Below are 11,410 nucleotides of genomic sequence, written 5' to 3' on the forward strand. Positions count from 1 at the left end.
GCGGGGTGGAGCAGCTTGGTAGCTCGTCGGGCTCATAACCCGAAGGTCGTCGGTTCAAATCCGGCCCCCGCAACCAAATACAAGACGATAGATTGAGTACTTATTTAGTATACAATTGTTAAGTCGTCTACGGATGCGCCGCTTGATTCAACGCCTGCTTCTCGCAACCAATCACATCGCTCTTGTCATAATGCTGCGAAGCATGAATCCCCAAAAGCTAAACTTTTATCCGCATCATATGATGTCGGACGATTTCGTTTGTGTTTAAAACACGATATGAATCGGCTGACGTACAAGGATGATGAGGCTTCGCGTGTTTTATCTACTTTAATTAACAGAGTTATCCACATACGTCGTTCTGTGGATAAGTTGGTTGATAAAGTGTTTTTAGCTTGACTTTTTATGATGGGGAAGAAAGATCTTTTCTCTAAAGTGAAGTGGAAACAACAAAGAAATATCAATTAACTCTTTGTTATATAAGGGAAAAATAAGTTTTTTGTCGGATCGAGTACGTTAAAATACGATCATTAACTGGTATTTTTTTGATCCTAGTCATTTCTCCGAGCTGTGTTTAACTTTTTTCTGCTAGCTTGTTTTTCTTGAATCTCAAATTTTTTTCCACATTACAAAATTGAGAACAAGGTCATGAATTGAACATGCAAAAGTACTTTCAATCTCTTGCATATAGACTACGCTCTATGCGTCTCTCGGCAGTCCCTTCTCGACTATCCTTATTAAGCGTTGCTTTTTCGTCTCTATAGATGAATTACTCTCAGTGGGGAGTTGATTCAGTTGCTCTGTCAAAGCCCATTTAATGTGCTCATCAAGTAATTTATTTTCACCTTGCCGACTTTCCAGCGCATCTATGATTCGCTGACTATATTCTGCATTACCAAGTGCGACAGCGATGTTACGTAGCCACTGTATATGACCAATACGACGGATAGCGGAGCCTTCCATATTTTTTAGAAAAGTCGCTTCATCCCAGTTAAACATGTCGACGAGGTCAGGGTTTTTGAAACTGTCACGACGGTGGAAATCATCTTGCTCCGTTATGTCGGCGTAGCGGTTCCATGGGCAAACCAATTGACAGTCGTCACAACCATAAATGCGGTTACCCATTGGCTTTCGAAACTCTTCAGGAATCACGCCATCGAACTCGATGGTGAGATAAGAGATACAACGCCTGGCATCGACAACTTTGTCTTCAACGATGGCTTGTGTTGGGCATGATGTAATGCATGCTTTGCATTTACCGCACTGATCAACGCTTGGCTCATCTACGGGTAGTGGTAAGTCGATAAGTAGTTCACCTAAAAAGAACCACGATCCACAGTCTTGATCTAAAATCAGGGAATGTTTCCCGGCCCAACCTAAGCCCGCTTTTTGGGCGAGAGGTCGCTCTAATATTGGTGCGGAATCAACGAAAGGTCGGTAACCATATTGACCAACCTCTTGTTCAATAAGTTTGCCGAGCTTATTTAGCTGCTTTCTGACGAGCTTGTGATAATCGCGCCCTAGTGCGTAGCGGCTAATATAGGCATGACTTTTATTCGCGAGGTTCGAAGCGAATTGAGCCTCTGGTGGCAGATAGTCCATCCGGACACTGATAACACGAACGGTTCCCGGGAGTAGCTCATGGGGTCTAGCACGCATCATACCGTGACGAGCCATCCAATCCATTGAGCCGTGATAGCCTGCATCAAGCCATTTTTGTAGTGCTGCTTCATGTTCACTCAGATCAACGTCGCAGATCCCAACTTTTTGGAAGCCGAGTTCTTTTCCCCAAACTTTGATTTGTTGTGCGAGTTGTTCGTAGTTCATGTTAACCACCGGAATAAAGGGGGGCGGATCTTAACGGATCTCTGGCTTTGGTGCTACCCAGTTAGGTACGTTTTTGATGTTGTGAATACTGCTTATTGAAGTCATTTGCATATATTCTAAATCTAGGTCGATACTAAGATGATTAAGATACCGTTTATTGGATACTTTTTTCGCACATATGACATTTGAAAGCTTGTCTCTCAAAACCAACACGGTTTACTATTCCTGTTCTTTTGATTTTTATATAGTCAACGATCATTAGTTAGAGAAGCATCAATGAGCACGAAACAATTCAATTTAAAAGATGAGCATGAAACGGTTGCACTAGGCACCGCTTTGGCTCAGCTTTGTTCCCAGCAAACCACAATTTATCTGCATGGTGATTTGGGTGCAGGTAAAACAACCTTTAGTCGTGGTTTTGTCCGTGCTCTTGGTCATCAAGGTAACGTGAAAAGTCCAACTTATACTCTAGTCGAACCGTACCAGTTGGATCAGTGGCAAGTATATCACTTCGACCTTTATCGTCTTGCGGATCCTGAAGAGCTTGAGTTTATGGGGATTCGAGACTATTTCACAGACGATGCGATTTGCTTGGTTGAATGGCCTGAAAAAGGGCATGGCTTACTGCCACAACCGGATCTTGATGTAAACATTCGCTACCAAGGTGAGCAACGTGTAGCCGAACTAACAGCTAATAATGATTATGGTGTGCAGTTACTCAGTCGATTGGAGCTATGTTGAGTTTTTCAAATTTTAGAGTAGTGGCGACGTTTGTCGCCACTTTTCTCCTTCTCATCCCCAATTTAGCATTTGCTAACGTCGTTAAGAGTTTTCGAGTTTGGCCTTCACCTGATGAAACGCGTGTTGTCATCGATTTAGGCTCGGAAGCTGACTATTCCTATTTCTCTTTATCAGGGCCGGATCGCCTTGTCGTGGATTTAAAAAGCACGACGATGCAGGCCAAACTGCCTGTTACTGTTACGGATAGCCCTGTTTTAAAACTGGTACGAAAAAGCTCGCCTCCAGAGAAGGGCACTTATCGTTTGGTGTTTGAACTAAAAAAGAGCGTTCAAGCGGAATTATTTAAATTAAGCCCAACACCAGGTGGGCAGTATGGTCACCGCTTGGTGATTGATTTACCGCACGGTAAGAAGGCATCGACCTCTAAACCGAGTAAGCCAGCGGCGGCCAGCAAAGACATGAGTTCAGTTCAACGAGCTCAAGAAGTGTTAATTGTTATCGACCCTGGTCACGGTGGGGAAGACCCTGGCTCTATTGGCCCTTCACGTCGTAAGTACGAGAAAGATGCGGTATTGAGTATCTCAAGAAAAATTGCTGCTCAGCTCGATGCGACTCCTGGTATTAAAACGCGCATGACTCGTACGGGAGATTACTTTGTAAACTTAAACCGTCGTGTCGCGATTGCTCGTGAAAATGATGCACACTTACTGATCTCCATTCACGCTGATGCGTTTACCTCACCGAAGCCTCGCGGTGGTTCGGTCTTCGTACTAAATACTCGTCGTGCAAATACCGAAATTGCTCGTTGGGTCGAGAACCATGAGAAACAGTCTGAGTTATTGGGCGGCTCGGGTAATGCGTTCTTCACGAAGACAAAAGATCGTAATGTGAACCAAACTTTGCTGGACTTGCAGTTTAGTCACTCACAAAAAGAAGGCTATAAACTGGCAACAGAAATCCTAGGTGAGATGGGACGTGTTGCGCACCTGCATAACACCAAACCGATCAACACCAGCCTTGCGGTTTTACGCTCTCCACAGATTCCGTCTGTGCTAGTGGAAACGGGCTTTATTTCTAACCCAACAGAAGAGCGTTTACTGTTTCAACGAGCGCACCAAGATAAGTTAGCTCAGGCTATCACTAAGGCGGTCGTCAAGTACTTAAAAGATAACCCACCAGAGGGTACGGTGTTCTCGCCTTCAGCGAAGCCAATGGTACATATTGTAAAGCGTGGCGAGTCATTATCGGTGATCGCGAACAAATATGGGCTTAGCTCTAAAGCGCTGATGTCGGCAAACAACTTGAAGTCGACAGGCTTGGCAATTGGTCAGAAGCTCAACATTCCTTCTGCTGGTACGATTAAAGTGCCAAGTAAACCGATTACTGTTGAGACAGAAACCATTACGCACAAGGTTAAGTCTGGTGAGTTCTTAGGTAAGATTGCGAATCACTATAAAGTGAAGGTTTCAGATATCCGCCGAGAGAATAACTTGAAGTCAGATACCTTGTGGGTAGGGCAAAAGTTGAAGATAACGGTCGCGGTAAAAGATAAACCGATTCGTAAGCACAAGGTTTCTCGGGGTGAGTTCCTTGGCAAAATAGCGTCCAAATACGGCGTTAGCGTATCGAGCATTCGTAAAGCGAATAACTTACGCTCTGATCAGCTAGCGGTTGGGCAAGTCCTGATCATTCCAAACAAGTAGGTGAGCTTCTAACTCATTATGACGATTAAAATTTTGCCAGCCAGACTTGCAAACCAAATCGCCGCAGGGGAAGTGGTCGAAAGACCTGCTTCTGTGATTAAAGAGCTGGTTGAAAATAGTCTTGATTCTGGCGCAACTCGAATCGATATCGATATCGAGAAAGGAGGCGCAAAGCTGATTCGTGTTCGTGATAACGGAAAAGGTATCGCGAAAGATGAACTCGGCTTAGCGCTCAGTCGTCATGCGACATCTAAGATACATACCTTAGATGATCTCGAAGCCATTATGAGTCTAGGTTTTCGCGGTGAAGCGTTAGCCAGTATTAGCTCAGTCTCGCGTTTGACGCTCACGTCGCGTCCTGCGGCACAAGAAGAAGCCTGGAGTGCCTACTCCGAAGGGCGTGATATGCAGGTGAAGCTTAAGCCAGCAGCGCACCCGATTGGCACTACCGTTGAGGTGTTGGACTTATTTTTTAATACTCCAGCGCGTCGCAAGTTTCTTCGTACGGAGAAAACCGAATTTGCTCATATTGATGAGTTATTGAAACGTATTGCGTTAAGTCGCTTTGATGTCACCATCAATGTGCGTCATAACGGCAAGATCATCCGTCAATATCGCGCGGCGAAAAATCAGCTTCAAACCGAAAAGCGTATTGCTGCTGTCTGCGGTAACGCGTTTGTTCGACACATGCTCAGAATCGAGCTTGAGCATCAAGGGTTAAAGCTACATGGGTGGATTACCACGCCAGAGGGAGCAAGGCAGCAAAGCGATTTACAATATTGCTATGTGAATGGCCGAATGATGCGTGACAAATTAATCAATCACGCGATTCGTCAAAGCTATGAAATGAGCTTAAAGCCAGATCAGTTTGCTGCGTATGTGCTCTTTATTGAGCTAGATCCGCACCAAGTAGATGTGAATGTTCACCCTGCTAAGCATGAAGTGCGTTTCCACCAAGCTCGTTTGGTGCATGATTTCATCTATCAAGCTTTGACGGATGCACTTTCACAAAGCGCTGTGATTGATAAACCACAGGTGAATGAATCGGCATTTCATCGCGTGGAACCGACTGAATCCGAAGAGATTGAGCATTCGCCAGAGCCTGAAAAAGTACAAGAGCCAGCATCTTCACCGGTGCCAGAGCGGGTTTATCAAGCGATAGAGAGTACACCGGCTTATCCTGGACGCAGTGATTATGAAGTGAAGCCTCGTAATAGCTGTCCTAGTGAGACCTCCGTGCGAGAGGCGCGCGTAGTGGAGTCATTCAAACGTAATGATTGGGTGGAATCCAAACCCGCACCAAAGCCAAGTCACAGTAAAGAGCGCCACGTAGAACCAGCGCCAACTAAACAAGAAGTACGCGCTTATCACGAGCTGCTGAAAACGCCAGAGTTTGAGGCTCAGGCAGTCACTCCAATAGCGCCCCAAACGATAACTTCGCACACATCAATGCCATCGATTACTGCATTAGGCAAAGCGCTGATGGTGGTCGATGAACAATTTGTTTTGATGAGCAGTGACAGTGGGGCGGCGTTAGTCTCGTTACCTAGAGCAGAATTTTATCGTATAAAAGGCCAGCTCACTCCAAGCGATGGTGCACTTAAGGCACAACCTCTGCTTGTTCCTCTATCTATTAAGTTAGAGGCCGAATTAGTGAGACTGGCCCAAGATTATCAACAAGATTTGGCATTGCTTGGTATTCAATTGAAAGCGAGAAACGAGCACGCCTTAATGGTGATGGGCGTCCCAGCTCCGCTGCGTCAACAAAACTTACAAAATTTAGTACCAGATCTGTTATCTTACGCGCAATCTTGTGTGAACGAAGGTATAGCAGCGGCTCAGATGCTGTCTGAGTTGATAGATTGGCTCGCATTACAGGTCACGACAGTGAAGAGTCACTATACTTTTTCTGAAGCCATTCAAATTATTGCGGAACTTGAACAGCTAAGACATGGTCAATTGCCATTAGAAGATACAAAATTCGTATCCGCTGTTGATTTCTCTGCCACGATAGCCAAATTAAAACCATGACAGATAAACTACCTTTGGCGCTATTTTTAATGGGGCCAACTGCATCAGGCAAAACTGAGCTGGCGATTCGTCTTCGTCAAAAATTTCCGGTTGAGATCATCAGTGTTGATTCTGCTTTGATCTACAAAGGGATGGATATCGGTACGGCGAAACCGGATGAAAAAGAGTTAAGTTTGGCGCCTCATCGCTTGATAGATATTTTGGATCCAAGTGAATCTTACTCTGTCGCCGACTTTCGTCGAGATGCATTGAAAGCGATGGATGATATTGTTGCAGAAGGAAAAATTCCACTTCTTGTGGGTGGAACAATGCTGTATTACAAGGCGTTACTTGAAGGTTTATCACCACTTCCTGCTGCAAATCCTGAAATTCGTCAGCAAATTGAACAAGAGGCATTGACTAAAGGTTGGTCAGTGTTGCACGATGAACTCAAAGAGGTTGATCCTGTGTCAGCCGCGAGAATCCATCCCAATGATCCCCAACGTTTATCTCGGGCATTGGAAGTTTTTCGCATTTCAGGTAAAACTTTGACTGAATTGACTCAAACGAAAGGTGAAAGCCTACCATACCGAGTCAAGCAGTTTGCAATAGCTCCCAAGGATAGGGCAGAACTTCACCGTCGGATTGAACTCCGTTTCGAGAAGATGATGGAAGCGGGCTTTGAAGAAGAAATGAAAGCGTTACATTCGCGAAAAGATCTTCACCCCGATCTTCCTTCCATACGATGCGTCGGTTATCGACAGATGTGGGAGTATTTAGATGGGGAGTGTACACGTGACGAAGCGGTATTTCGTGGCGTATGCGCGACTCGTCAATTGGCCAAGCGTCAAATCACCTGGTTACGCAGCTGGGATGATTTAACTTGGTTGGATAGCGAGAACATTGAACAGGCATTAGAAACGATGTCGGAAGCAATAGCATCTGATTGACATAGCTGTGTATAATGTGATCGTTTTTGCGTGAACGCACTCTCAAAGGATCTGTTGTTGGCGGTTTTTATACTATGCTGCTAATTACTTAGAGTGCATTTTTGATTCGTTTAGCTCAGATGCAAAAGCCGTATCTTTTGCATTGCACCACTAGCTAAATAATTACAACTACAAATTAAATAAGGAAAATAAAAATGGCTAAGGGGCAATCTCTACAAGACCCATTTCTAAACGCGCTACGTCGTGAGCGTATCCCGGTATCTATCTACCTTGTGAATGGTATTAAACTACAAGGTCAGATCGAATCATTCGATCAATTTGTGATCCTGCTGAAGAATACTGTTAACCAAATGGTGTACAAGCACGCGATCTCAACAGTTGTGCCGGCTCGTCCAGTGAGCCATCACAGCGGTGAACGTCCACAAGGTGAGCGTCCACAAGAGAAATCAGAAGATTAATTCTTCATCGAGTATTTTTAAAATAAGGAGTTGATTGCTTGTTTGACCGTTATGAATCCGGTGAGCGAGCCGTACTTGTTCATATCAACTTCACGCAAGAAGGTGAATGGGAAGATCTGGCTGAGTTCGAAATGCTGGTTTCTTCTGCTGGGGTAGAGGCGCTACAAGTGGTAACTGGTAGTCGTCAATCCCCACACCCGAAATACTATGTCGGAGAGGGTAAGGCCCAAGAGATTGCTACAGCGGTACAATCAACGGGTGCCGAAATTGTGATTTTTAATCACGCCCTCTCTCCTGCCCAAGAACGTAACCTCGAAGCACTGTGCCAATGTCGAGTTCTCGACCGCACTGGTCTTATTCTCGATATCTTTGCTCAACGAGCTCGAACACACGAAGGTAAGCTACAGGTAGAGCTGGCTCAACTTCGTCATATCTCTACTCGTTTGATTCGTGGTTGGACACACCTTGAAAGGCAGAAAGGTGGTATCGGTTTACGTGGCCCGGGTGAAACCCAGCTGGAAACCGACCGTCGCTTATTGCGTGACAGAATCAAAGCCATCCTGCGACGCTTAGACAAAGTAGCGAAGCAGCGTGAACAAGGGCGCCGCGCCCGAAATCGAGCTGAAATCCCAACGGTTTCACTTGTGGGTTACACCAACGCGGGTAAGTCGACACTCTTCAACCGTATTACAGAAGCTGGCGTGTACGCGGCTGATCAATTATTTGCTACTTTGGACCCGACTTTACGTAAGATAGAGTTAGCAGATGTTGGTCCTGCCATCTTGGCAGACACGGTTGGTTTTATTCGACATTTGCCACACGACTTGGTTGCGGCCTTCAAGGCAACCTTGCAGGAAACGCAAGAAGCTGACATTTTGTTACATGTTGTTGATGCCAGTGATGAGCGTTTTCGTGAGAATATTCAAGCTGTTCATGAAGTACTAGAAGAGATCGACGCGCATGAAGTGCCGACTCTGGTTGTCATGAACAAAATCGACAATCTAGATTCGCAGAAACCACGTATAGAACGAGACGAGGAAGGCGTACCTCGCGCAGTTTGGGTTTCAGCAATGGATGGGTTGGGCATTGATGTCCTGTTTGAGGCTCTGACGGAACGTCTGGCGTCACAAATGGTCGAGCATCAGTTGCGAATTCCTCCACAGTATCAAGGACGATTCCGTAGTACCTTCTTCCAAATGAAGTGTATTCAACGTGAGGAATATGACCAGGATGGTAGCTTGTTGATCGATATTCGAATGCAGCAAGTAGATTGGTCTAGACTTGAAAAAAGAGAAGGGGCAGTTTTGACTGGCTTTATAGTCACTTAAAGGACTGCTACAGTATAACGTCATATCAAATGATGGAGCTTTCTAATGGCGTGGAATGAGCCTGGAAATAACAACGGCAACAATGGCCGCGATAATGACCCTTGGGGTAATAATAATCGTGGTGGCCAGCGTCCTGGTGGCCGAGATCAAGGTCCGCCAGATTTAGATGAAGTGTTCAACAAACTGAGTCAAAAGCTGGGCGGCAAGTTTGGTAAAAAAGGCGGCGGTGGTTCTCCAATCGGCGGCGGTGGTGGTAGTGCAATTGGCTTTGGCGTGATTGCTCTGATTGCTGTTGCGGTTTGGTTTTTCGCTGGTTTTTACACCATCGGTGAAGCAGAGCGTGGTGTTGTACTGCGTTTAGGTAAATACGATCGTATCGTAGACCCAGGTCTTAACTGGCGTCCTCGCTTTATTGATGAGTACGAAGCGGTAAACGTACAAGCGATTCGTTCACTACGTGCATCTGGTCTAATGCTGACCAAAGATGAAAACGTTGTAACAGTTGCGATGGATGTTCAGTACCGAGTGACTGACCCATACAAATACTTGTACCGTGTAACCAATGCAGACGACAGCTTGCGTCAAGCAACGGATTCTGCACTACGTGCAGTAATTGGTGACTCATTGATGGATAGCATTCTAACCAGTGGTCGTCAGCAAATTCGTCAAACTACGCAAGAAACACTGAACCAAATCATTGATAGCTATGATATGGGTCTGGTACTTGTTGATGTGAACTTCCAGTCTGCTCGTCCACCAGAGCAAGTGAAAGATGCGTTTGATGATGCAATCGCAGCACGTGAGGATGAAGAGCGTTTCATTCGTGAAGCTGAAGCATACAAGAACGAAATCTTGCCTAAGGCAACGGGTCGTGCAGAGCGTTTGAAGAAAGAAGCACAAGGTTACAATGAGCGTGTCACTAACGAGGCTCTTGGTCAGGTAGCACAGTTCGAAAAACTACTACCAGAATACCAAGCGGCGCCTGGTGTAACGCGTGATCGTCTGTACATCGACGCAATGGAAGAGGTGTACTCAAGCACTTCGAAAGTGTTGATTGACTCGGAATCAAGCGGCAATCTTCTTTACCTTCCAATCGATAAGTTGGCGGGACAAGAGGGCAAAGCAGATACCAAACGTAAATCGAAGTCATCTTCAACCTATGATCAAATTCAACTTGAGTCAGATCGTACACAAGAAGACACTTCGAACACGCAGTCTCGTTCAACAGGTTCACGTCAAGGGAGATACTAAGAATGCGTAAGTTAATGATCCCTGTACTGGTAATCGCACTGGCATTAATGTTGATGTCTTTGTTTGTGATTCCTGAAGGTGAGCGCGGTATCGTGGTTCGATTTGGTCGTGTCTTGAAAGACAATAACGACATCACTCGAATTTACGAGCCTGGTCTGCATTTCAAGATGCCTTTGTTTGACCGTGTTAAACAACTTGATGCACGTATCCAAACAATGGATGGTCGTGCCGACCGTTTCGTAACGTCCGAGAAAAAAGACGTTATCATTGATACCTACGTGAAGTGGCGTATTGAAGATTTTGGTCGCTACTACCTCGCGACAGGCGGTGGTAACTCGCTAACGGCAGAGGCACTACTTGAGCGTAAAGTGACGGACGTGCTTCGTTCTGAAATCGGTGCTCGTGAAATCAAACAGATCGTATCTGGTCCACGTAACGATGATGTGCTACCAGAAGACGCAAGTGCTGATGTTGTCGCAACTGAAGCGGCTCGTGAAGCGCTTGAGATTGATGGTGAACGCGACCTAATCATGTCTGAAGTATTGAAAGACACGCGTGAAAGCGCAATGAAAGACTTGGGGGTTCGTGTCGTTGATTTCCGAATGAAGAAAATCAACCTGCCTGATGAAATCAGTGAGTCTATCTACCGTCGTATGCGTGCGGAGCGTGAGTCTGTTGCTCGTAAGCACCGTTCTCAAGGTCGTGAAAAGGCGGAAGTTATTCGTGCTCAAGCAGAACTAGAAGTAGCAACTATTCTAGCTGAAGCTGATAAAACTGCGCGTGTGACACGAGGTGAAGCGGATGCTGAGGCTGCGAAGATTTATGCTGAAGCGTACAACAAAGACCCTGAGTTCTTTAGCTTCCTACGCTCGCTACGTGCGTATGAGAAGTCCTTCAGCTCTAAGAGCGATATTCTGGTGCTTGATCCGAAGAGTGAGTTCTTCCAATACATGAACCAGTCGAAGGGCAGCATGGAGAAATAATCTCCGCGTCTCATTGAAATAAAAGGCTCCTTAGGGAGCCTTTTTTGTATCTGATGTGCCGTCCTAAATAAGGTTGACACTTTCTACCCCCAAAATTGGAGAGTGTTATGAAATCAAAAACTAAAAGAACTCAGCGCGATTACTCCCTCGCTTTTAAACTCA

General features: G+C 45.5%; 9 protein-coding genes. 8 read left to right on the forward strand and 1 reads right to left on the reverse strand.

Annotated elements, in window-relative coordinates; genetic code table 11:
* Positions 1 to 696: 696 nt before the first annotated feature.
* A complete protein-coding gene (gene queG / locus R8O11_RS24160) occupies positions 697 to 1,824 on the reverse strand; it encodes a tRNA epoxyqueuosine(34) reductase QueG (protein WP_025768797.1) in 1,128 nt (375 codons plus the stop codon).
* A gap of 276 nt (positions 1,825 to 2,100) precedes the next feature.
* Here queG and tsaE point away from each other — a divergent pair, with 276 nt between their 5' ends.
* From tsaE to hflC, 8 genes are all read left to right on the forward strand, one after another.
* A complete protein-coding gene (gene tsaE / locus R8O11_RS24165; RefSeq protein WP_005381372.1) occupies positions 2,101 to 2,565 on the forward strand; it encodes a tRNA (adenosine(37)-N6)-threonylcarbamoyltransferase complex ATPase subunit type 1 TsaE in 465 nt (154 codons plus the stop codon).
* A complete protein-coding gene (locus R8O11_RS24170; protein WP_005381374.1) occupies positions 2,559 to 4,268 on the forward strand; it encodes an N-acetylmuramoyl-L-alanine amidase in 1,710 nt (569 codons plus the stop codon). Before tsaE ends, R8O11_RS24170 begins: the two co-directional genes overlap by 7 nt.
* Before the next feature lie 18 nt (positions 4,269 to 4,286).
* Complete coding sequence (gene mutL / locus R8O11_RS24175) at positions 4,287 to 6,299, forward strand: DNA mismatch repair endonuclease MutL (protein ID WP_104979795.1); 2,013 nt, start codon at positions 4,287 to 4,289, stop codon at positions 6,297 to 6,299.
* A complete protein-coding gene (gene miaA / locus R8O11_RS24180; protein WP_005395375.1) occupies positions 6,296 to 7,228 on the forward strand; it encodes a tRNA (adenosine(37)-N6)-dimethylallyltransferase MiaA in 933 nt (310 codons plus the stop codon). Before mutL ends, miaA begins: the two co-directional genes overlap by 4 nt.
* Before the next feature lie 194 nt (positions 7,229 to 7,422).
* A complete protein-coding gene (gene hfq / locus R8O11_RS24185) occupies positions 7,423 to 7,686 on the forward strand; it encodes an RNA chaperone Hfq (RefSeq protein WP_005381379.1) in 264 nt (87 codons plus the stop codon).
* A gap of 38 nt (positions 7,687 to 7,724) precedes the next feature.
* Entirely contained in the window at positions 7,725 to 9,014 is a 1,290-nt protein-coding gene (gene hflX, locus R8O11_RS24190) for a ribosome rescue GTPase HflX (protein WP_226084118.1), read from the forward strand.
* Between the two features lie 45 nt (positions 9,015 to 9,059).
* Positions 9,060 to 10,265, forward strand: a complete 1,206-nt coding sequence (gene hflK, locus R8O11_RS24195) for an FtsH protease activity modulator HflK (RefSeq protein WP_017633728.1) — start codon at positions 9,060 to 9,062, stop codon at positions 10,263 to 10,265.
* A 2-nt stretch (positions 10,266 to 10,267) separates the two neighbouring features.
* A complete protein-coding gene (gene hflC, locus R8O11_RS24200; RefSeq protein WP_005381382.1) occupies positions 10,268 to 11,248 on the forward strand; it encodes a protease modulator HflC in 981 nt (326 codons plus the stop codon).
* Positions 11,249 to 11,410: the final 162 nt, after the last annotated feature.

Source organism: Vibrio sp. 1288, from assembly GCF_033344475.1.

Bases quoted from the DNA above. Each gene is read 5' to 3' on its own strand.
- hfq (WP_005381379.1), top strand. From the start codon at position 7,423: ATGGCTAAGGGGCAATCTCTACAAGACCCATTTCTAAACGCGCTACGT.
- queG (WP_025768797.1), bottom strand. From the start codon at position 1,824: ATGAACTACGAACAACTCGCACAACAAATCAAAGTTTGGGGAAAAGAA.
- tsaE (WP_005381372.1), top strand. From the start codon at position 2,101: ATGAGCACGAAACAATTCAATTTAAAAGATGAGCATGAAACGGTTGCA.
- hflC (WP_005381382.1), top strand. From the start codon at position 10,268: ATGCGTAAGTTAATGATCCCTGTACTGGTAATCGCACTGGCATTAATG.
- R8O11_RS24170 (WP_005381374.1), top strand. From the start codon at position 2,559: ATGTTGAGTTTTTCAAATTTTAGAGTAGTGGCGACGTTTGTCGCCACT.
- mutL (WP_104979795.1), top strand. From the start codon at position 4,287: ATGACGATTAAAATTTTGCCAGCCAGACTTGCAAACCAAATCGCCGCA.
- miaA (WP_005395375.1), top strand. From the start codon at position 6,296: ATGACAGATAAACTACCTTTGGCGCTATTTTTAATGGGGCCAACTGCA.
- hflK (WP_017633728.1), top strand. From the start codon at position 9,060: ATGGCGTGGAATGAGCCTGGAAATAACAACGGCAACAATGGCCGCGAT.